This window comes from Aeromonas sp. Y318-1 (assembly GCF_027706125.1).
Taxonomy (GTDB): Bacteria; Pseudomonadota; Gammaproteobacteria; order Enterobacterales; family Aeromonadaceae; genus Aeromonas; species Aeromonas hydrophila.
In genome coordinates, this window is the sequence record NZ_JAPDCM010000005.1 from 271,527 (window position 1) to 293,061 (window position 21,535).

Sequence of the window (21,535 nt, forward strand, 5' to 3'; positions counted from 1 at the left end):
GCTCTGGTTGACCCATGCTGTTGTTGATCGATAACTACGACTCCTTTACCTGGAATCTGGTGCAATATTTTGGCGCCCTGGGACAGGAGGTAGTGGTGAAGCGCAATGACGAGCTGACGCTGGACGCCATTGCCCGGCTCTCTCCCCGTTATCTGGTGATCTCTCCCGGTCCCTGCACCCCCAATGAGGCGGGTATTTCGTTGGCGGCCATCTCCCATTTTGCCGGCCAGCTCCCCATTCTCGGCGTCTGTCTCGGCCACCAGTCGCTGGCGCAGGCCTTCGGTGCTCAGGTTGTACGTGCGCGCCAGATGATGCACGGCAAGACCTCGCTCATTCGCCATCGCGGCGAGGGGGTATTCAAGGGGCTCAACGATCCGCTGCGGGTCACTCGTTACCATTCGCTCATCGTGGAGCGCGACACCTTGCCCGATTGTCTCGAGATCACCGCCTGGAGCGAACATGCCGATGGCAGCCCGGACGAGATCATGGGACTGCGCCATAAGCAGTTGAATATAGAGGGTGTTCAGTTCCATCCGGAGAGCATTCTGAGCGAGCAGGGTCATCAGTTGCTGGCCAATTTTTTGGCTAATCCCTGAATAGTTGTGATCGGCCTCCCAGAATTGAAAGGAGGCCAAAAATATTTTCCCTGACACTTTATTCACCTCCCTCCCTGTCCAAATTATCTCTTGCCAACACCCCCTGAGCCGTTATGCAATGCGGTTGCCTAAAATCTCACGGGCAGTCGAACATTGTTCCCTGTAACGCGCTTTGTTGCAGACTTTTAGCTTTTTTTCTGTGACAATGCCGATGTGTTTACATGGATTTAACTTTTGGGCGGTGGATTATTCTGTCGCCAGATCGAAGGAGAGCAATATGTCAGAGTTGTTGGCAGTGACACGTGAAGTGTTTGATGAAGTGATGGTTCCCAACTATGCGCCCGCCAAGATCATCCCGGTGCGTGGTGAAGGGTCACGTGTCTGGGATCAGGAAGGCCGTGAGTATGTGGATTTCGCCGGCGGGATCGCTGTCAATGGCCTGGGCCATTGCCATCCCAAGCTGGTCGAGGCCCTGAAAACCCAGGGCGAGAAGCTGTGGCACCTCTCCAACGTGATGACCAACGAGCCGGCCCTGCGCCTGGCCAAGAAACTGGTCGCCGCTACCTTCGCCGACAAGGTCTATTTCTGCAACTCCGGTGCCGAAGCCAACGAAGCCGCTCTCAAGCTGGCCCGTCGCTACGCCATCGAGAAGTTCGGTGCCCACAAGACCCAGATCATCGCCTTCCACCAGGGCTTCCACGGTCGTACCTTCTTTACCGTCAGCGTCGGCGGCCAGGCTGCCTACTCTGATGGTTTTGGTCCCAAGCCCGCGGACATCACCCACGTGGCCTACAACGATCTGGCGGAGCTGGCTGCCGTCATCTCCGACAATACCTGCGCCGTGGTGATGGAACCGCTGCAGGGCGAGGGCGGCATCATTCGTCCCACCGACGAGTTTGCCAAAGGGGTGCGCGAGCTGTGCGACAAGCACAACGCCCTGCTGATCTATGACGAAGTGCAATCCGGCGTCGGTCGTACCGGCGATCTGTTTGCCTACATGGGTCTGGGCGTCACGCCTGACATCCTCACCAGCGCCAAGGCACTGGGCGGCGGCTTTCCCATCGGCGCCATGCTGACTACCACCGACATCGCCTCCCACCTGAAAGTGGGCACTCACGGTTCCACCTACGGCGGCAACCCGCTGGCCTGCGCGGTGGCCGAGGCGGTGATCGACGTGGTCAACACCCCGGAAGTGCTCAATGGCATCAAGCAGCGCGAACAGCTGTTCCGCGAAGGGATCGAGGCCATCAACGCCAAGTACCACTGCTTCAGTGAAGTGCGCGGCAAGGGTCTGCTGCTGGGCGCCGTGCTCAACGACGACTACAAGGGCCGCTCGCGCGACTTCCTGCTGGCCTCCATCGACCAGGGTCTGATGGCGCTGGTCGCCGGCACCAACGTGGTGCGTTTCGCGCCGTCCCTGGTTATTCCGGAAGCGGACATCAAGGAAGGGCTGGTACGGTTCGAGAAAGCGGTTGCCCAGGTGGTTAACGCCTGATCCAAATTGAGGTGGGGAGCCCTCCCGGCAGGAGCCGGGACCCCACCTGTCGTCAATGAAAGGGAGTTGTCATTTATGTTGGTTATCCGTCCCATCGAGCAAAAAGATTTTGCCGGTCTCAAGACCTGTGCCATCGAATCCGGCACCGGCATGACTTCGTTGCCCGTCAACGATGAACTGCTGCAGCGCAAGATAGACGCTTCCACCCAGACCTTTTCGGACAAGCCTGCGGGCAAGGGTGACTGCCTCTATTTCTTCGTCGCCGAGGATCTGGAGACCGGCGAAATGGTCGGTACCTGCGCCATCGATGCGGCCGTGGGCCTGTCCCAGCCGTTCTACAACTATCACATCGGCAAGGTGGTGCACTCTTCCCCCAAGCTCGGCATCTACAACGTCGTGGAAACCCTCACCCTCTCCAACGACTACACCGGCAATTCCGAGCTCTGCACCCTGTTTCTGCGCGAATGCGCCCGCGAGGGGCTCAACGGCCGTCTGCTCTCCAAGCACCGCTTTCTGTTCATGGCCGAACACCCCGAGCTGTTTGACGAGACCGTCTTCGCCGAGATGCGTGGCGTCTCCGATGCCGATGGTCACAGCCCCTTCTACGAGTGGCTGCAAAAGCATTTCTTCTCGATGGATTTTCCCACCGTCGACTATCTCACCGGCATCGGCAAGAAGCGCTTCATCGCCGAGCTGATGCCCAAGTACCCCATCTACGTCAATCTGCTGAGCAACGAGGCGCGCGCCGTCATCGGTCAGACCCACGAGAAGACCCGCCCGGCCATCAAGATGCTGCAGGACGAAGGATTCGTGAATCGCGGCTATGTCGACATCTTCGATGCCGGCCCCACCGTCGAGTGCGACGTGAAGAACATTCGCAGTGTGCGCCGCAGCCAGAAGCTGCGGGTGCTGGTGGGGGAGCCCATCGGCGGCAAGACCCATCTGGTCTGCAATACCCGCTACGAGCACTACCGCGCCTGCTACGGCAACATCCGGGTCGATCTGGACAAGCATGAAGCCATCATCCCGCCCAAGATGGCGGCCGCACTCAAGGTGCAGGATGGCGACATGGTGCGCGCCGTTGATCTCGATTGAGCCATATCAGCAGTAAAACCGCATATGAAACAGGCAGCCAAGGCTGCCTGCGAACCACAGGGAGTGAAGGATGAGCCAGTTAGTTCAGTTTATTGACGGCCAGTGGCTGGCCGGTGCAGGCAAGCCGTTCGAGTCAAAGGATCCGGCCAAGAATCAGGTGATCTGGCAAGGGGAGGCCGCCAGCGCCGCCCAGGTGGAGGCCGCCGTCAAGGCTGCCCGCCATGCCTTCTATCATTGGTCCGATCTGGCCCTCGACGATCGTCTGGCCATCGTGCGCCGCTATGCCGACCTGCTCGGCGAGCACAAGGAGGCGCTGGCGCTGACCATCGCCCGCGAAACCGGCAAGCCGCTGTGGGAGACCCGCACCGAAGTGGCCGCCATGCAGGGCAAGATCGCCATATCCATCCGCGCCCATGACGAGCGCACCGGCACGGTGGAGAACCCCATGCCGGGCGCCAAGGCGTTCGTGCGCCACAAGCCCCACGGCGTCGTGGCCGTGTTCGGTCCCTACAACTTCCCGGGCCACCTGCCCAACGGCCATATTGTACCGGCACTGATCGCCGGCAATACCGTGGTGTTCAAGCCCTCCGAGCTGACCCCCATGGTGGCCGAGGCCATGTTGAAGATCTGGCAGGAGGCGGGGCTGCCCAAGGGCGTGCTCAACCTGGTGCAGGGCGAGGTCGACACCGGCAAGGCGCTGGCGGGCAATCCGGACATCGACGGCCTCTTCTTCACCGGTTCGTCCCGTACCGGCCACTTCCTGCATCAGCAGTTTGCCGGCCAACCGGGCAAGATCCTGGCCCTGGAGATGGGCGGCAACAACCCGCTGATCGTGAAAGACGTGAGCGACATCGACGGCGCCGTCCATGCCATCGTGCAGTCCGCCTTCATCACCTCAGGCCAGCGCTGCACCTGCTCGCGTCGCCTGTTTGTCGAGCGCGGCGAGCGTGGCGATGCCCTGGTCAAGCGGCTGGTGGAGGTGGTCGGCCAGATCAAGGTCGGCCTCTATGACGCCGCCGAGCAGCCGTTCATGGGCGCCATGATAAGCGAGCGAGCAGCGCTCGGCATGGTCGAGGCGCAAGCCAACCTGCAGCGCCTCGGTGGCGAGAGTCTGCTCACCCTCACGCACCTGGAAGCGGGCACCGGCTTCGTCTCCCCGGGCATCATTGACGTGACCGCTGTCAGCGCGCTGCCGGACGAAGAGTACTTCGGCCCGCTGCTGCAACTCATTCGCTACGACGACTTTGATGCCGCCATCGAGAAGGCGAATGCCACCAGCTTCGGCCTCTCGGCCGGCTTGCTCGGTGACAACGAGGCGGACTGGAACCACTTCTTCAAGCGCATTCGCGCCGGCATCGTCAACTGGAACAAGCCCATCACCGGCGCCTCCAGTGCCGCGCCGTTCGGCGGCATCGGCGCCTCCGGCAACCACAGGGCGAGCGCCTACTACGCCGCCGACTACTGTGCGTATCCGGTGGCTTCCGTCGAAGACAGCAAGGCCGCCATGCCGGATCAGCTGTCTCCCGGCCTGACGTTCTAAGCAAGACAAAGGCGGGCGCTCTCTGTGTTGGAGCCAGCGCCCGACCACGACAATAAAAGGGGCACTGAACTGGTGCCCTTGTCTGTACCCGCAATCAAAGGAAAGAGAGATGCAAAAGGATATCGACACCCTGTTCGGTCATTTGTGGGATAACTACATTCAAGTCACCCCGAGTGCCAACAAGGTTCATCAACTGCTGGGCGGCGGCGAGCCCATCGTCAACGACCACGTGGCGTTTCGCACCTACAACCTGCCCAAGCTGGGGCTGGAGAAGCTGGCCGCCCACTTCCTGGCGCTCGGCTACGAGCAGAAGGGCGAGTACGTGTTCAAGGCCAAGAAGCTCTATGCCAAGCACTTCGAGCATAAAGATCCTGATGCGCCCAAGGTGTTCATCAGCGAGTTGAAGGTGGAAGAGCTCTCCGACGCGGCCCAGGCCATCATCCACAAGCTGGCGGCTCAGGTGCCCGATCATCTGACCGACACCCAGGCCTTCCTCTATGCCGGCGCTCCCTGGCAGGTCTCCTGGGCCGATTACCAGACCCTGCTGGCGGAGAGCGAGTATGCGGCCTGGATGGCAGCATGGGGTTATCGTGCCAACCACTTCACCGTCAACATCAACCGCCTGAAGGACTTTGACACCATCCAGCAAGTCAACGCCGCCCTCAAGGCCGCGGGCTTCGTGCTCAATGGCGTGGGTGGCGAGGTGAAAGGTGACCCGCAGGTGATGCTGGAGCAATCGTCCACCATGGCCGACAAGGCGGACGTGGCCTTCACCGACGGCGTGCGCACCATCCCGAGCTGCTTCTACGAGTTTGCCCTGCGTTACCCGCAGGCCGACGGCGTGCTCTACCCGGGCTTCGTCGAAGCCTCGGCCGACAAGATCTTCGAATCCACCAACGCCATGTAAAGCGGGGCCGGGTCATCCCGGCACTGCTGCATGCAAAACGCCTCCCTTGCGGAGGCGTTTTCATTGGCGGCAGGGGCAGTGTGGCCTAGCGCTGGTAGAGCTCCCCCTCCAGTGCCAGCACCGTCTCCATCCCGGCGGCGCGGCCGGCCTGCAGGCCGATCTGGGTATCTTCGAACACCAGGCAGTTGGCGGGATTGGCGCCGAGCAACTCGGCCACTTTCAGGAAGGTGTCGGGGTGGGGCTTGTGGTTGTCGATGTCATCGGCACTGACCAGTACGGGAATATAGGCATCCAGACCGGTGTTTTTCAGGATGTGCAGGGCGTGCTCGCGCGATGAGCCCGTTCCTATGCCCATCGGAACCTTGCCGTGGCAGCGCTTGACCAGCTCCCACATGGCGGGAAACACACTGACCTTGTCGATATGCTCAAGATAGAGCGCCACCTTGCGCCGGGTGAAGGCGTCCACATCGATATCCAGCCCATGCTGCTCGGCCAGGATGGCGACTATCTTGCGGGTGGGAATGCCGCCGAATTCATTGAGCTGGGCACGATCGAAGGGCAGGCCGAACTCGGCGCTGGTCTCCTCCCAGGCATCCAGATGCAGGGGCATGGAGTCGACCAGGGTGCCGTCCATATCGAAAATCAGGGCATCGTATTGCTCAAACCGGAACTGCTCGGACATGGGGCTGCTTCCTCTTGGGGGGTGAACAGCCAGCCTATCAGAATGCAGGAGGCAATGCCGCGACCGGGGTCATGCTTGCCGCTCAGGGGCGGTTTTGGCCATCGGCTGATGATTTATGAGACAATAATAAGTTCTGCGTTGCAGATCCCGGCATTTTCAAATGAGCGAGCCCGTCATATGTCCCCAAAAACCATCTTCTCGAGCGTGGCCCTGGTGATCGCCCTGGGGTCACTGGAAAAGAGCATAGTCACCACCCCCTTGCCCATCATAGGGGCCGAGCTGAACGCCGGCGCCGCCCTCACCTGGGTGGTCACTGCCTACCTGCTGGCGGCCACCGCCGCCCTGCCCATCTACGGCAAGCTGAGTGACATGTTTGGCCGGGTGCGCATGCTCAACATCGGCATCGGCCTGTTTCTGGCCGGATCCGTGGCCTGCGGCCTGGCCCAGGATCTGCCAACCCTGCTGGCTGCCCGCGTGCTGCAGGGGCTGGGGGGCGGCGGCCTGATCGCGCTCGCCTTCACAGTCATTGCCGACAGCATACCGCCGCGGGAGGTGGGCAAGTATCAGGGCTACATCTCGGCGGTCTATGCGGTCTCCAGCATCGCCGGGCCCCTGCTCGGCGGCTACTTCACCGAACAGCTCAGCTGGCGCTGGATCTTCTGGATCAACCTGCCGCTCGGGGCGCTCGCGCTCTGGCTGGTGAACCGCAACCTGGGTCACCTCAATGTGCGCCGTCACAGTCGCTTCGACTGGAAGGGGGCGGCGCTGCTGATCACGGTCACCACCCTGAGCCTGCTGCTGCTCTCGCCGGAGACGGCCCTGCCCGCCATCTGTCTGGCGGCGGGACTGGCGCTGGCCCTGCTGCTGCTCATTCTGGTGGAGCGGCGCGCCCATGATCCTATACTGCCGGCCCATCTGGCCCGGCTGCCCGGTTATCTGGTGAGCGTGCTGCTGGCGCTGGCCTCGCAACTGTTGATGTTCGCGGTGCTGGTCTATCTGCCGCTGCAGATGCAGTGGCAGAAGGGAATGGGGGCCAGCGAGAGCGGGCTCTACATGGTGATCTTCATGGTCTGCATCACGGCGGGGGCCTTCGTCGGCGGCAAGCTGATCGGCCGCACCGGTTACTACCGGCGTTTCGTGGTGGTGGGCTTCGCCCTGTCGGCGCTGGCGCTGTGGCAAATCCACTTCGACCTCTGGGCCAGACTGGGACTGGGGTTTGCCGGATTGGGGCTGGGTCTGGTGCTGCCGGCGCTGTCGGTGGTGGTGCAAAACGCCCTGCCACGGGAAGATCGCGGCATCGGCATGTCGCTGTTCAACTTCGGCCGGGAGCTGGGGGGCGCAGTGGGGGTGGCCATCTGCTCCGTGCTGTTCCACTCCGCCCTGCCGGCGGGCAGCAGCCACAACCTGGCCAGCCTGAGCCCGGCCGAGCTGGCACCTGGCTTCAGCGCCACCTATATCGGCATGGCACTGATCGCCACCGTCGCGCTGCTCATCACCCTGCTGGCGTTGAAACGCCACGAGCTGGCCAGCATCCACGCTTGATGGCGTGACGGCGACATAGCAACAGGGCTCCCCATGGGGAGCCCTGTTTGTTGGTGGGTCTGCGTTGCTACTCCTGGGCTGGCGCCTCCTTGCCCGCCAGCTGGCTCAGCCAGGCGAAGCGGCGGTTGGCGTCCAGCTCCGCCTCCCGATAGAGCTGGCTGGCAATCTCCGGCAACTGGCGCTCGAGGCGCTTGAAGCGGGGCTCCTGCTGCAGGGTCTCGGCCAGCGATGCGCTGGGGGCCCGGGAGTCCAGTGCCAGCGGCGCCTTGCCCTCCTCGCTGCGGCGCGGGTCGTAGCGGTAGAGCGGCCAGAAGCCGGTGGCGGTCAGCTGCTTCATCTGCTCGTGGCTCTGGGCCAGATCGTAGCCGTGCTCCTCGCAGGGGCTGTAGGCGATGATGAGGGACGGGCCCGGGTAGGCTTCGGCCTCCTGAATGGCTTTCACCGTCTGGTTCATCTGGGCGCCGAGTGAGATCTGTGCCACATAGACGTGGCCATACATCATGACGCTGGCGCCAAGATCCTTGCGCGCCTTGCGCTTGCCCTGCTCGCCAAACTTGGTGATGGCGCCGAGCGGCGTCGCCTTGGACTGCTGGCCGCCGGTGTTGGAGTAGCACTGGGTGTCGAGCACCAGCACGTTGATGTTCTCCCCCAGGCTCAGCACGTGATCCAGCCCGCCGTAGCCGATGTCGTAGGCCCAGCCGTCGCCGCCGATGAGCCAGACCGATTTCTCCACCAGGTAGTCCGCATCACGGGCCAGCTCCTGGGCCGCGGCGTCGGTGTGCCCCTGCAGCAGAGCGCGCAGCTGCTCGATATGGGCGCGCTGCTCGGAGACCGGCAGGCTGGTGTCTTGCAGCCCCTGTTGCAGCCCGGCCGGGACGGCGTCCCCCAGGCTCGCCAGCAGGCGGCGTACCCGCTCGCGATGCTGATCCACGGTGAGCCGAAAGCCCAAGCCAAACTCGGCGTTGTCCTCGAACAAGGAGTTGGCCCAGGCCGGCCCGCGCCCGTCCGCATTGGTGGTGTAGGGGGTGCTGGGCAGGTTGCCGCCATAGATGGAGGAGCAGCCGGTGGCGTTGGCAATCAGCAGCCGGTCCCCGTAGAGCTGGGTCAGCAGCTTGATGTAGGGGGTCTCGCCGCAGCCGGAGCAGGCACCCGAGTATTCAAACAGCGGCGAGATGAGCTGGGAGGTGCGGATGTCGATGCGCTCCAGCTGCTCGGCGGTGCGCTCGGGCAAGTCCAGGAAGAAGTCGTAGTTGGCCTTCTGGGCCTCGAGGTGATCCAGCCTGGACTCCATGTTGATCGCCTTGCGGCTCGGTTCGGTGCGATCCTTGGCCGGGCACACCTCGACGCAGAGGTTGCAGCCGGTGCAATCCTCAGGCGCTACCTGCAGCACGTATTGCTGGCCACGCATGTCGCGAGCCTTCACATCGAGGGCGTCCAGGGTGACGGGGGCACCCTCCAGCGCATCCTTGTCCACCACCTTGGCGCGGATGGCGGAGTGGGGACAGGCGGCCACGCAGTAGTTGCACTGGGTGCAGAGGTCTGCCTGCCAGATGGGCACCTCCTTGGCGATGTTGCGCTTCTCCCAGCGGGTAGTGCCCACCGGCCAGGTGCCGTCCGGCGGGAAGGCGGAGACCGGCAGGCTGTCACCCAGCCCTGCCAGCATCGCGGCGGTGACGGTCTGCACGAAGTCGGGGGCCTTGGCCGATACGACGGGTGGGCGCTGGTGGCTGGCGGGGTCAAGCGCTTGCAGCGGCACCTGAACGAGTGCCTCGCAGGTAGCGGCCAGGGCCTGCCAGTTGCGCTCCACCAGTGTCTGCCCCTTGCTGCCATAGCTAGCTGCGATGGTTTGGCGCAGCAGCTCGGTCGCCTCTGCCGGCGGTATGATGGCGGTCAGCTGGAAGAAGGCCATCTGCATCACGGTATTGATGCGGTTGCCGAGCTGGCACTCGCGGGCAATCTTGGCGGCATTGATGGTGTAGAGGCGCGCACGCTTCTGGAGCAGGGCCTGTTGCACCTCTTGGGGCAGTCGCTGCCAGATCTGATCGGCGTCGTAGGGACTGTTAAGCAGGAAGATGCCATCTGACCTCAGCCGCTCCGCCATCTGGTACATGTCGATGAACTGCCACTGGTGGCAGCCGATGAAGTCCGCCTCGTCCACCAGGTAGGCCGATTGCAGCGGCCGCTCGCCGACCCGCAGGTGGGAGACGGTGAGGCCGCCCGCCTTCTTGGAGTCGTAGACGAAGTAGCCCTGGGGGTAGAGGTCGGTGTGGTTGCCGAGGATCTTGATGCTGTTCTTGGCCGCCGAGACGGTGCCGTCGCTGCCAAGGCCGTAGAACAGTGCCTCCAGCTTGTGCTGGTTGCCAATGCCTGGATCCAACGTCGGCAGCGGCAGGGAGAGGCCGGTGACGTCGTCGAAGATGCCGACGGTGAAGCGCGGCCGTGGGTTATCCAGCGCCAGCTCATCGAAGATGGCCTGCACGCAGGCCGGGTTGAACTCCTTGGAGGAGAGGCCGTAGCGCCCGCCGATGACCCGTGGCAGGCTGGCACGATCCCCTTGGCTGACCGCCTCGGCCAGCGCGCTCATCACATCCAGATAGAGCGGCTCGGCCAGGGCGCCCGGCTCCTTGGTGCGATCCAGCACCGCAATCTTGCGGACGCTCTGCGGAATGACCGCCAGCAGGTGCGCGGCCGAGAAGGGGCGATAGAGCCGTACCTTCACCAGCCCCACCTTCTCGCCCTGTTCAATCAGCCGCGTGATCACCTCCTCGCAGGTGCCGATGGCGGAACCCATCAGCACCAATACCCGCTTGGCCTGTGGGTGACCCACGTATTCGAACGGTCGGTAGTGGCGGCCAGTACGTTCACCAAAGGCGTCCATCGCCTCGCTCACATGGCGATACGCATCGTCATACCAGGGGTTGGTGGCCTCCCGGCACTGGAAATAGGTGTCCGGGTTGGCGGCGGTGCCGCGAATGACCGGTTTGTCGGGGGTCAGCGCCCGCTCCCGATGGGCACGGATCGCCTCGGCCGGCAGCAGGGCGCGCAGGGTGTCGTCATCGAGCGGCACTATCTTGGTGATCTCGTGGGAGGTGCGAAAGCCGTCGAAGAAGTGGATGAAGGGCAGCCGGCTGTTGAGGCTGGCCACCTGGGCGATCAGGGCAAAGTCCTGGGCTTCTTGCACATTGCTGGCGCAGAGCAGGGCACAGCCGGTCTGGCGCACCGCCATCACGTCCGAGTGATCGCCGAAAATCGACAAGGCATGGGTCGCCACCGTGCGCGCCGCCACATGGAGTACGAAGGGAATGAGCTGACCCGCCAACTTGTAGAGGTTGGGGATCATCAGCAGCAGGCCCTGGGACGAGGTAAACGAAGTCGCCAGTGCGCCGGTCTGCAGCGCGCCGTGGACGGCGGCGATGGCGCCCCCCTCCGACTGCATCTCGACCACGCGCGGCACGTCGCCCCACAGGTTCAGGCCCCGCTCGCTCGACCAGGCCGACGCCTGCTCCGCCATGCTGGAGCTGGGGGTGATGGGATAGATGGCGATGACTTCGCTGGTGCGGTAGGCCACCGAGGCGACCGCGTTGTTTCCGTCTGTGGTGATCATGAATTGCCCACTTGCTATGCCAGTTTGAATGACGGCTGCGATCAGCCGGCCATGGATAGGTCGTCGCCATAGTAAGAGTGGAAATAAACGCGGAACAAACGGGATAAATAATCAGGCCGAAGTCAGCGGCGGCGCGGGATGGCGGCCTACCACCGGTGACGGGGGCAAGTCGGCAGAGGGTCGGGCGGGATGGTTGTTGAGGGTAATTCGATTAACTGAATCGTGCGCAAAACGGGTCGATCCGGCCCCGTCAATAAATAATCAAGCAGCAAATAAATTTGGGCCGTCGAGCGCCGCGAGAGTGTTTCATGGCCGGGATGACAGGGGCATGGTGCGGGAGGGCCTTTCACATCAGCCATAAAAAGGGCTCCCAAAGGAGCCCTTTTGAATCATCTTGGCGGCTCTCTGCCACCACTATTCCCCTTGCACCTGGCGGCGGGGAACGGACCCGCCTGATGCATTGCCGGCCCGTGCGAGGGGGTTGCCCTACTCGTGGTGCAGGGTGATGCAATCCAGCCCGCCGCTGCCGCGCAGCAGGGCTTCCGCCTGGTTGAACTCCTCCCGTTTGTTGCTGGCAGCCTGACCCACGAAATAGGGGGTGAGCCCGGCTACCTCGCGTTGCAGCCAGGCGGCGAAGGCCTGATTGAGGGGGGCGATGCTGGCGGCATTGGTGATATAGAAGGGCTGCTGGCGGGTGCCCATGATGCCGTTCATCCAGTTCACCGGCCGCTTGCCCACGCTGAACACGCCCGGGGTGGCGATGGGGGTCAGGCCGGCATCGATCAACTGCTGGCGGATGAGAGCGTGGATCTTGTGCCAGCGCTCGCTCTGCTGGCGCAGGTTGGTCACGCTCTGGCGAAGTTCTTGCTGTTCGCTCTCGCTCAGGGTGGCATCGCTGGCCAGCACCTGCTCGATCAGCGCTGCGCTGGCTGCATGATCGTTCAGCAGGATGCGACCATCGGCCAGCGGGCGCATGGCCATGTCGAGGTGAAAACCGGGCTGGGCCAGGATCACCAGATCCCGCTCGGCCACCTTGAGCTCCTGCGCCATCAGGCGCTGGCTGATGGCCATCATGGCGAGGAAGCGGCGGGTCTGATGATCTTGCTCGGCGCCAGCCAGCCCTGTTCGCTGGTAGCCGCCGGCCTGCAACATGCGGCCCAGCCGGGCCAGGGTGGCGGCATCGGCCGCCAGCGTCGGCAGCGTCTGGGCTATCTGCTCATCATTGAACTCGGAGTGAAGCTCGGCAGTCACCACCAGGCTGGCGTACTCCTGCTTGAGGCGGGTCAGCAGATCGAAGGAGGCCGGCAGCGGTTGGCCATGGATGGCGCGATAGCGTTCGGCAATCCGCTCCCCTTGCTGCGGGCTCAGAAACATCCGCTGCTCCGCCGCCTCCCGGGTTGACCCATCCACTTCGTACTTGGCGAGCTCGGCCTTGGCGCGCGCGGTTCTGGCAAAGGCGTGGCGCTGCGGCTCATCCAGCCCCTGCGGCAGCAGGTTGGCGGCCTCCAGCAGGATGAGGTCCACCTCGGTGTCATGACCCTTCTGGAAGGTATAGGGGCTGCCCAGCCACTCCTCTTCGCTGAGTTGCAGCCGAAACTCGCCGTCGCGCTCCATCTTCTCCTGCAAGGCGGCGATGCGCTCACTGTCCAGCCGGCTGTGGTGCAGGGTGGTCTGCAGCAGGGCATCGCGGCCGATCAGTGCATAGGGCGTACCGTCGGCCCGCTGGCCGGTCAGCATGTTGCCGCCATCGATGATGGAGAAGGTGGGGATGAGCTCGCGCCCCTGCGCCTCGGCGAAGGTATTGGCCTGGGAGAGCATGTAATCATCCAGCCCCTGGGAATTCTGGCTACCGAGGCTGTGGTGCCCCTCCTGCTCGGCCTCCGGGCTCTGCTCGGTCAGGGCGGTGACGAAGGCGTGGTAGCGCCCCTTGTTGGCCAGCGGCGCCCGGGGGCGGAAGATGAGGGCGCCATCGCGCGACAGCCACATGTTGTCCTCGGTCCAGGTGTACATGTCAGCGTGGGTGCTGACCGAGAACCCCTGCTCCCTGCCGATCTGCTCCAGCTCCGCCACCAGTTCCGGTTCGGTCTGGAGGGGCAGGTGAAGCTGGTGGATCCGGTTGCCCAGATCGTCCTGGGCCAGCTGGAAGCTGCGAGCGAGGGCGGGGGAGTGTTGGCCGTCGGTGAGGGTCGGATCGTCCGGGAAGATCAGAGGGGCCGCCATGGCCGAGTGGAACCAGAAGAGGGTGGAGAGGGCAAGTGCCACGCCGGTTTTGCGCATGATGATTTCCTGTTGTTATGGCGGGAGAGTGCCCGCGAGCCTGAACCTCGGCGTGCGGCACCGTGCCGCACGCTTCGGATGGAAACCATAAGGAGCTCGCCAAGAACCACAAGGGCGCAAATCTGAATTGACTTTTAACCCTGACTAAACAGCGTTTAATATCGCCACCTGATGATAAAGATGTCGTTTCTGATGGGGTTTATTACCAATAAAAACAGGGTGTTGAACTATTTCAATTGTCGATAGCGAGCCGTGACTGGATATTGCCTGGCAAGGCGGTGCGGGCCTGAAAACGCGAAGTTTTTAAGTGAGTAAATCGCCGGGGCGTATCGACCGCCGAGGGAAGGGAGAGCATCAGGGGGCAGGGGCCCCCCGTGGCGGAGGATGGCGCTTCCCGTTACTCTCTTGCTGGCAGCAGCCAGGCGGCCGCCTGATAGGAGGCAAAGGTGGCGGTGGGCTGCCCCGGGTAGTTGTTCATCAGCAGGATGGCACCGGCCTTCACCTGGTCAAGGTGCGGCATGACCAGAGGGTGCGCTGTGAGGTTGGCTAGCAGCAGTAGGGTGTGCCGCTCTGCGCTTGCTGGATCCTGCCAGTGGCGGCGATAGCCGATGCGATCGGGGGCGTCCCCATCCAGCAGCTCGAAGTCGCCGTGGCGAATGACGGGATGGGCCTTGCGCAGGGCGATCAGCTGGCGATAGCAGTGAAACGGCGAGTCGGGGCGGGCCAGTTGCTCGGCGGCGTTGACTTCAATGTGGTTGGCGTTGAGGGTAATCCAGGGGGTGGCCGTGCTGAATCCGGCGTGGGGGCCGGCGTCCCACTGCATCGGGGTGCGGGCGTTGTCGCGGCCGATGGCATCGAGCCGCTGACTCAGCTCGGCAGGCGCCAGCTCCGCCTGGCTGGCGCAGTAGTTGATCGCCTCCACGTCGCGCAGCTCGTCCGGCTGCCAGTGGCGGTTGGTCATGGCCAGCTCCTCCCCCTGATAGATGAAGGGAGTGCCCTGCATCAGGTGCAGCACCATGGCCCACAGCTTGGCGCTGGTTTCACGCCACTTGGGTCTGTCATCGCCAAAGCGGGAGACGGCGCGGGGTAGGTCGTGGTTATTTAGAAACAGGCTGTTCCAGCCCTGCCCGTGCAGCCCCTGCTGGTGGCGGGCCATGGCCCGTTTGAAGGCGAGGGGGTCGAAGCGGGAGGTCCACTTGTCACTGCCCAGCCCCAGATGTTCGAAGTTGAACACCATGCTGAACTCGCTGCCATCAGGGGCTGAGTAGCACTGCATATGGGCGAGATCCGCTCCCCAGGTCTCCCCCACCGTGATAATCCCCTTGCCGCCGAAGCTCGCGGCATTGAGCTCGCGGATATAGTCGTGCAGGCGCGGACCATTGCTCATGGCAAGCCGGTCCCACTCCTTGCTCACCATGTCGATCACATCGAAGCGAAATCCCTTGATCCCTTTGCCCAGCCAGAAGTTGATCACCTCTGCCATTTCGGCGCGCACCGCCGGGTTGTCCCAGTCCAGATCGGCCTGACTCGCATCGAAGTTGTGCAGGTAGTAGCGATCAAGCGCCGGCACGTACTGCCAGCCGCTGCCACCGAAGATGGAGGTAACCGGATGGGCATCTACAAAGGCTTGGTCGCGAAACACGTAATAGCCCTGATAGCGGGGATCGCCGGCCAGCGCCTGCACAAACCACTCATGCTCGGTGGAGGTGTGGTTGGCGACGATATCCATCATGATGCCGATGCCGTGAGCGGCCGCCTCGGCTACCAGCTGCTCCATCTCGGCCAGGGTGCCGAAGGCGGGGTCGATGGCACGGTAGTCCGCCACGTCGTAACCGTTGTCCCGCTTGGGGGAGCGATAGAGGGGGGTGAGCCACAGCATATCGACCCCCAGGGTGGCCAGATAACCGAGGCGCTGACGAATGCCGTTGATGTCGCCCATGCCGTCGCCATCGCTGTCCTGAAAGCTCATGGGATAGATCTGGTAGATAACGCAACTATCGAGGTCGATGTCGGGTGTGTGGAGAGGTCGCGGGTTCATCAACTGGGCCGGTTGGGGGAAGCGATGGTTTATCTTACGCAGATGCGCGGGCCCTCGACAGGGTGGGGAAAGGCTTGAAAAGGGTTCCATAGTTGGCTGATTGCCAAAAGTGAGGGGAGGGTCACAACTGGGCCATCCCGAGCCATGGTTGTGGTCGGGATGGCACGACACTTAGCGATGATGCTGTGCAAAGAAACGGGTTATTGAGCCGCCTTGGCCTGCTCGCTGCGCTGCTCCTGCTGGCGCTCGGTCTGGGCTTCCAGCTCCTTGCCGAGGAAGTAGTTCAGGAAGGTGCGGATCACCGCGATGATGGCGAGGCGGATCAGCTCCTCCTTGCTCGGCGCCACCGTGGTGGCCAGGATGTCGGCCGCGAGCTGGAACTCCAGCGCCAGAATGAGCCAGCTGCCGAAACAGAGCCGGATATGGGGAAAGCCGGGCTCGTGATCCCGCACCCGCGCCGCCAGCCAGAGGGTCTTGCCCAGCCCTATCACCACACAGGCGATGGAGATGATCTCCAGCAGCAGCTGGAACAGCTCGACCCCGTGCATCATGCCCTCTCGCAGGCTCGCTATCTCAAACACTCGGGTCACCTCCCTGATTCAAAAGAGGACACTATTAACACATCGCTCGGCAAAGACCAAATCCGGCTCAGGCAAGCAGTTTGAATTCAATGACATAGAGCGGCGGCAGCGCGGGGTAGATGTCGCGGATCACCTGTTTGAGCTCGGGGAGGGTCATGTTCTCCTGGCGGGCGTGCTCGTCATTGAGCTCATCGAAGGCGACCGCCTTGACCGAGAGCACCTCTATGGTGCCAAAGGGCTGGTGCTCCGGGTTGGTGAACAGGGCCAGCCGCTGGCCGGGTTGCCAGTTGGCCTCGCTCTCGTCGCGGATGGTGATGGTCTTGCGGCCGGCCTGGATGTCGGCGATGAAGCGGCTGAAGAAGGTGAACTCGGGATGGGTAGGCATGGCACTCTCCTGACAGGGTGAATCGAAATGGGGTGAATGGAAATCAAAGGTCGAGGTAGGCGCGCAGCCTGGCCAGATCGGCGATGACCGGGCCGTCGCTGCCATCGGCGACTATGCCCTGTTCGATCAGCTCCTTGAGGGCGCGCCGATAGACCCGCTCGGTGGTGCCAAAGCGCGCCGCCTCGTGGGCCCGCTTGCGCGAGCCGAGCATGGGTGTGCGCTGGCGCTCGCGCCACAGCTCGAAGGCGATGTTGTAGGCGATGGGGTGCAGCAGCCGGCTGGTGGTGATGTCCAGGGTATCCAGATAGTCGCTGGCGAGCGCCGCGGCGAAGAAGAGGGTCAGCTTGGGTTCGGCCAGCAGCCGTTTGGCCAGCTTGTCGGCGCAGATGACGGCGGCGTCCAGCTCGGTCTCGGCCACCACGCTCCACTGCACCGGGGTGGCGCTGAAGAACTCCATCTCGCCGAATATCTGGCTATGGCACTCGATTTCGCCGAGTTGAAACAATCGCCCTGAGTGGACCGCGCTGTTGAGGGAAATCCGCCCCTGCGCCACCAGATAGAGCTGCTCGCACCGCTCCCCTTGGCGCATGATGGGCTCGCCTGGCAGATAGCGGCGCGAAAACAGGGTGCAGTCTGCCAGCGCCGCGGCAAAGCACGGTTCGAGTGCGGCAAGCTCGGCGTGAAAGCGACCGAGCGGATAGGGTTGTTGCTGCATGGTGAAGGCCCGGCTTGACGAGGGCCATGAGGCTAGCAAGAGCGCAGGCGGGATGCCAGCCCCGGCGCCTCTGAATGTGCCGGGCTTAACGTTTTGCCGGGGCCGTTGCGGCCCCGGCAGACCCGGTCTATTGCGTCAGGGCGTGGAGGGCGGCGGCGATGGCCAGCCGCTCGCCGGTCATCATGGCGGCTTCGCTGGCTGCGTAGTCGCTCACCCCCGCTTGCACGTCCTGCTCGAAGGCCACCACGTTGCAGAGCACGGCGGCCACCCGCACCTTGCGCAGGCGTCCCACGGCGAGCAGGGAGGCGGTCTCCATGTCCGCCCCGAGCACGCCACGGGCGTGCCAGTAGCGGCAGACGTCCTGCTCGTCATCCCGGTAGAAGCTGTCGTGGGAGCGCACCAGCCCGTGCCAGTGAGGCTGGCCGCTGGCGCCGAGATGGGCGAGCAGGGCAGCCTGCAGGTGGATATCGGCGCAGGCGGGGTACTCGGGGGGCAGGTAGGCCTGCGAGGCGCCTTCGCTGCGCACCGCTCCCTCCACCACGATGAGATCCCCCAGCGCGATCTCATGCTGCAGGGTGCCGGCGGAGCCGACCCGGATGAGGATGCGGGCTCCCGCCTGCACCAGTTCCTCCAGCGCGATGACGGCGGAGGCGCCGCCGATGCCGGTGCTGCACACCGTGACGGGCAGCCCCCGGTAGCGGCCGTTGATCAGGCGAAACTCCCGGTGCTGGCCCAGCACGTCACACCCGTCGAGCTGGCCGGCGATGCGGTCGACCCTGGCCGGGTCGCCGCACAGCACCACCCGTTCGGCGATCTGGTCCGGGCGGCATTGCAGATGGGGCAGCAGGCTCATGCGATCGCTTCCTGTTGCGGACGTTTGGCGCTGACCATCCACAGGCGAGTGCCGTTGGCGGCGATAAACAGCAGGATCAGGTACTCAAGGGACATGGCATAGACCCCCTGAGCGGCGTAGACGCCGATGCTGATGATGTTGATGACCACCCAGAGGATCCAGTTCTCCACGTACTTGCGGGTCATCAGGATCTGGGCCACCACGGAGAGCACCGTCATGCTGGCATCCCAGAAGGGGAAGGCGTCGGGGGAGGGCTCAGGGGTGGCGAGATTGGCGCCAAACAGGTTGAGCAGGGCGACCGAGGTGCGGGCCAGGGCGGCGAACACCGGGTCTATGTAGAGGGTCAGCAGGGCGATGGCCAGCACGCTCACGGCGGCGGTGGCGATGAGCTTGGACTTGCTGAGCCAGCGGATCTGCAGGGTATCCCCCTGGGCGTTGGCCGGCCGGGTCCAGGCGTACCAGCCATAGAGGTTGGCGCAGAAGAAGAACAGCTGCAGCAGCAACAGGCCGTAGAGCTGGATCTGGAAGAAGATGATGGCGAACAGGCTGACGTTGATGAGCCCGAACAGGTAGTTGATGGTCTTCTCCTGACTGGCGCACCAGATACAGGCCAGCCCGAACAGGGTGCCGACGGCTTCAATCCACGACATGGCGTAACCACCGCCCAGCGGTATGGTCACCAGGGTGTGATTGATGCTGAACCACTCGAATATGCTCATTTTCGTTTCCTTTGAAAATTGGGGGCGTTAACCGGGCCTATTTTAGGGGCGATGGGGGGAGGCTGGCAGGACTTTTGTCCGACCCGGGCCGAGCCACCTCAAAGAATGGACAAACAGCAGGGGCAACTTTAGGCCCCCGATGGCGCCCTGATATGCGATGATGCCCTGCCCCTTTATTGATATGTAACAAATCGGGGAGAAATGAGCTGTGGTCTGATGGAATCCGCTCCGGCCGGGGTGGAGCTGAACAAAAGGAGCAAGTGTGAATTCCGAGTTGGTCTGGGTCCTCTGCATGCTGGTGGGCGCCATTTATCTGTTTGTGAGCAACAAGGTCCGCATGGACGTGGTTGCCTTGCTGATCATCATCTTGTTCGTGCTGAGCGGCACCCTGACCCTGCCGGAGGCGCTGGCGGGGTTCAGCGATCCCAACGTCATCCTGATTGCCGCCCTGTTCGTGGTGGGAGAGGGGCTGGTGCGCACCGGTATCGCCTATCAGGTGGGGGATGCGCTGGTGAAGGTGGCCGGCAGCAGCGAGACCCGATTGCTGGTGCTGCTGATGGTGGCGGTTGCCCTGCTCGGGGCCGTGATGAGCAGCACCGGGGTGGTGGCCATCTTCATCCCGGTGGTGTTGAGCGTGGCGAATCGGATGGGGATCCCGGCCGGCCGGCTGATGATGCCGCTCGGCTTTGCCGGCCTCATCAGCGGCATGATGACGCTGGTGGCGACGCCGCCCAACATGGTGGTCAACAGCGAGCTGATGCGCCACAACATCCACGGCTTCGGCTTCTTCGGCTTCACCCCCATGGGGGTCATCATCCTGGGGATGGGGATCCTCTACATGCTGCTGATGCGCACCTCCCTGGTGCGTGAAGGGGAGGAGGGCAAGAGCAAGCAGGTCGGGCGCAGCACCATGCGCGATCTCATTCGCGACTACCGGCTGGCCGGCCGGGCGCGCCGGCTGGCGATCCGGCCCGATTCACCGCTGATCGGCCAGACCCTGGACGAGCTGCAACTGCGGGCCCGCTACGGCGCCAACGTCATCGGGGTGGAGCGCTGGCGCAAGTTTCGGCGGGTGATGGTCACCGTTTCCGGGGTGACCGAGTTCCAGGCCAAGGATGTGCTGCTCATCGACATGTCCGACCCCGAGGTGGACGTGCGCGAGTTCTGCAGCGAGGCGCGGCTCGAGCCCATGATCCTGCGCGGCGAATACTTCTCCGATCAGGCGCGGGAGGTGGGCATGGCAGAGGTGTCGCTCATCCCGGAATCCCGTCTGCTCGGCAAGAGCATCCGCGAGGTGGCGTTTCGTTCCCACTACGGCCTCAACGTGGTGGGGATCCGCCGCGCCGGCGAGGCGCTTGGCGGCAAGCTGGTGGACGAGGCGCTGCAGTTGGGGGATACCCTGCTGGTGGTGGGCAACTGGAGCCTGATCCGCCTGCTGCAGACCCATAGCCGCGACTTCCTGCTGCTGGGGCTGCCGGCCGAGGTGGACGAGATGGCGCCGGCCCGCAGCCAGGCCATTCACGCCCTCATCTGCCTCGGGGTGATGATCGCCCTGATGGTGACCGATCCGGTGCCCAACGTGATCGCGGCGCTGATCGCCTGCCTGCTGATGGGCAAATTCCGCTGTATCGACATGGAGAGCGCCTACAAGTCCATCCACTGGCCGACCCTGATCCTCATCGTCGGCATGCTGCCGTTCGCGCTGGCGCTGCAAAAGACCGGCGGGGTGGATCTGATCGTCGGCGCGCTGATCTCGGCGGTGGGGGAGATGGGGCCGCGGGTGATGTTGGCCAGTCTGTTCGCCCTGTGCGCCATCATAGGGCTGTTCATCTCCAACACCGCGACGGCGGTGCTGATGGCGCCGATTGCGCTGGGCACGGCGCAGCAGATGGGGATCTCCCCCTATCCGTTCGCCATGACCATCGCCATCGCTGCCTCGGCGGCCTTCATGACGCCCGTCTCCTCGCCGGTCAACACCCTGGTGCTGGGCCCCGGCAACTACCGGTTCGTGGACTTCGTGCGCATCGGCGTGCCCTTCACCCTGCTGGTGATGGTGGTGAGCGTCATCACCATTCCCTGGTTCTTCCCGTTCTGACGACAGCAAACGACATGGCGGCCTGCGGGCCGCCTTTTTATTGCCCGTAGTACTCTGACATGAAGAGGGATGAATAAAGCGGGAGCCGGGCATCAGCGCCGTCGTAGAGGAGAGCACAAGACGCAGCCGTTGATACATGGCAGGGGTTGCCGGCGTGCGATGAGATGGAGAGGGGAAGGAGAACGGCAAACGCCGGATACAAAAAAACCAGCCTGAGCTGGTCTGTTTGGTACTGCTTTTGATGGTGCGGAAGGAGAGACTCGAACTCTCACGCCTAGGGCGCCAGAACCTAAATCTGGTGCGTCTACCAATTTCGCCACTTCCGCAGGAGTAATGGTGGCTATGACGGGATTCGAACCTGTGACCCCCGCATTATGAGTGCGATGCTCTAACCAACTGAGCTACATAGCC

16 protein-coding genes and 2 tRNA genes are annotated in these 21,535 nt (G+C 63.5%); 7 read left to right on the forward strand and 11 right to left on the reverse strand.

The features are described 5' to 3' along the window. Nucleotides 1–14: 14 nt before the first annotated feature. The 5 genes from OKB87_RS10095 (at nucleotide 15) to OKB87_RS10115 (ending at nucleotide 5,633) form a co-directional block, all read left to right on the forward strand. On the forward strand, nucleotides 15–596 hold the full coding sequence (locus tag OKB87_RS10095) for an aminodeoxychorismate synthase component II (protein ID WP_043160493.1): 582 nt from the start codon (nucleotides 15–17) through the stop codon (nucleotides 594–596). A 277-nt stretch (nucleotides 597–873) separates the two neighbouring features. Then, nucleotides 874–2,091, forward strand: a complete 1,218-nt coding sequence (locus OKB87_RS10100; protein ID WP_011706957.1) for an aspartate aminotransferase family protein — start codon at nucleotides 874–876, stop codon at nucleotides 2,089–2,091. Between the two features lie 75 nt (nucleotides 2,092–2,166). Further along, nucleotides 2,167–3,186, forward strand: coding sequence for an arginine N-succinyltransferase (astA, locus tag OKB87_RS10105; protein WP_011706956.1), 1,020 nt, complete (start codon nucleotides 2,167–2,169; stop codon nucleotides 3,184–3,186). A gap of 70 nt (nucleotides 3,187–3,256) precedes the next feature. Continuing rightward, on the forward strand, nucleotides 3,257–4,726 hold the full coding sequence (astD, locus tag OKB87_RS10110; RefSeq protein WP_190283932.1) for a succinylglutamate-semialdehyde dehydrogenase: 1,470 nt from the start codon (nucleotides 3,257–3,259) through the stop codon (nucleotides 4,724–4,726). Nucleotides 4,727–4,835: 109 nt separating this feature from the next. Further along, the gene (locus OKB87_RS10115) at nucleotides 4,836–5,633 is read left to right on the forward strand and encodes a DUF1338 domain-containing protein (protein ID WP_270827316.1); all 798 of its coding nucleotides are present in this window, start codon (nucleotides 4,836–4,838) and stop codon (nucleotides 5,631–5,633) included. An 85-nt stretch (nucleotides 5,634–5,718) separates the two neighbouring features. On the opposite strand, the gene OKB87_RS10120 is transcribed toward OKB87_RS10115, so the two are convergent. Next, entirely contained in the window at nucleotides 5,719–6,315 is a 597-nt protein-coding gene (locus tag OKB87_RS10120; RefSeq protein WP_011706953.1) for an HAD family hydrolase, read from the reverse strand. Nucleotides 6,316–6,492: 177 nt separating this feature from the next. On the opposite strand from OKB87_RS10120, the gene OKB87_RS10125 reads away from it, so the two are divergent. Continuing rightward, nucleotides 6,493–7,857 (forward strand): MDR family MFS transporter, encoded by a 1,365-nt coding sequence (locus tag OKB87_RS10125; RefSeq protein ID WP_270827317.1) that lies wholly within the window; start codon nucleotides 6,493–6,495, stop codon nucleotides 7,855–7,857. A 67-nt stretch (nucleotides 7,858–7,924) separates the two neighbouring features. Here the strand turns inward: OKB87_RS10125 and nifJ are convergent, their stop codons facing one another. The 8 genes from nifJ to pnuC all read right to left on the reverse strand — a co-directional run bounded on the left by nifJ (nucleotide 7,925) and on the right by pnuC (nucleotide 19,029). Continuing rightward, nucleotides 7,925–11,461 carry a pyruvate:ferredoxin (flavodoxin) oxidoreductase gene (gene nifJ / locus OKB87_RS10130; RefSeq protein ID WP_190283935.1) on the reverse strand — a complete coding sequence of 1,179 codons (3,537 nt, stop codon included), beginning with the start codon at nucleotides 11,459–11,461 and terminating at the stop codon, nucleotides 7,925–7,927. A 486-nt stretch (nucleotides 11,462–11,947) separates the two neighbouring features. Further along, on the reverse strand, nucleotides 11,948–13,738 hold the full coding sequence (locus OKB87_RS10135) for a hypothetical protein (RefSeq protein WP_270827319.1): 1,791 nt from the start codon (nucleotides 13,736–13,738) through the stop codon (nucleotides 11,948–11,950). A gap of 397 nt (nucleotides 13,739–14,135) precedes the next feature. Beyond that, nucleotides 14,136–15,776: an alpha-glucosidase gene (locus OKB87_RS10140; RefSeq protein WP_270827320.1), complete on the reverse strand. Its 1,641-nt coding sequence runs from the start codon at nucleotides 15,774–15,776 to the stop codon at nucleotides 14,136–14,138. Between the two features lie 200 nt (nucleotides 15,777–15,976). After that, nucleotides 15,977–16,357 carry a DUF1622 domain-containing protein gene (locus OKB87_RS10145; RefSeq protein ID WP_270827322.1) on the reverse strand — a complete coding sequence of 127 codons (381 nt, stop codon included), beginning with the start codon at nucleotides 16,355–16,357 and terminating at the stop codon, nucleotides 15,977–15,979. Between the two features lie 67 nt (nucleotides 16,358–16,424). Then, nucleotides 16,425–16,742 carry a N(4)-acetylcytidine aminohydrolase gene (gene yqfB / locus OKB87_RS10150; protein ID WP_270827323.1) on the reverse strand — a complete coding sequence of 106 codons (318 nt, stop codon included), beginning with the start codon at nucleotides 16,740–16,742 and terminating at the stop codon, nucleotides 16,425–16,427. A 43-nt stretch (nucleotides 16,743–16,785) separates the two neighbouring features. Beyond that, a complete protein-coding gene (locus OKB87_RS10155; RefSeq protein WP_270827324.1) occupies nucleotides 16,786–17,457 on the reverse strand; it encodes a Crp/Fnr family transcriptional regulator in 672 nt (223 codons plus the stop codon). A 127-nt stretch (nucleotides 17,458–17,584) separates the two neighbouring features. After that, the gene (locus tag OKB87_RS10160) at nucleotides 17,585–18,310 is read right to left on the reverse strand and encodes a nucleoside phosphorylase (RefSeq protein WP_270827325.1); all 726 of its coding nucleotides are present in this window, start codon (nucleotides 18,308–18,310) and stop codon (nucleotides 17,585–17,587) included. Further along, entirely contained in the window at nucleotides 18,307–19,029 is a 723-nt protein-coding gene (pnuC, locus tag OKB87_RS10165) for a nicotinamide riboside transporter PnuC (RefSeq protein WP_011706944.1), read from the reverse strand. The genes OKB87_RS10160 and pnuC overlap by 4 nt, the downstream gene beginning before the upstream one ends. 262 nt (nucleotides 19,030–19,291) lie before the next feature. Here pnuC and OKB87_RS10170 point away from each other — a divergent pair, with 262 nt between their 5' ends. Continuing rightward, entirely contained in the window at nucleotides 19,292–21,124 is a 1,833-nt protein-coding gene (locus OKB87_RS10170) for an SLC13 family permease (protein ID WP_270827326.1), read from the forward strand. A gap of 242 nt (nucleotides 21,125–21,366) precedes the next feature. Here the strand turns inward: OKB87_RS10170 and OKB87_RS10175 are convergent. Together OKB87_RS10175 and OKB87_RS10180 are read right to left on the reverse strand one after the other, a co-directional pair. After that, nucleotides 21,367–21,450, reverse strand: a tRNA-Leu gene (locus OKB87_RS10175). 8 nt (nucleotides 21,451–21,458) lie between these two features. Next, nucleotides 21,459–21,535: transfer RNA gene (locus OKB87_RS10180), tRNA-Met, on the reverse strand.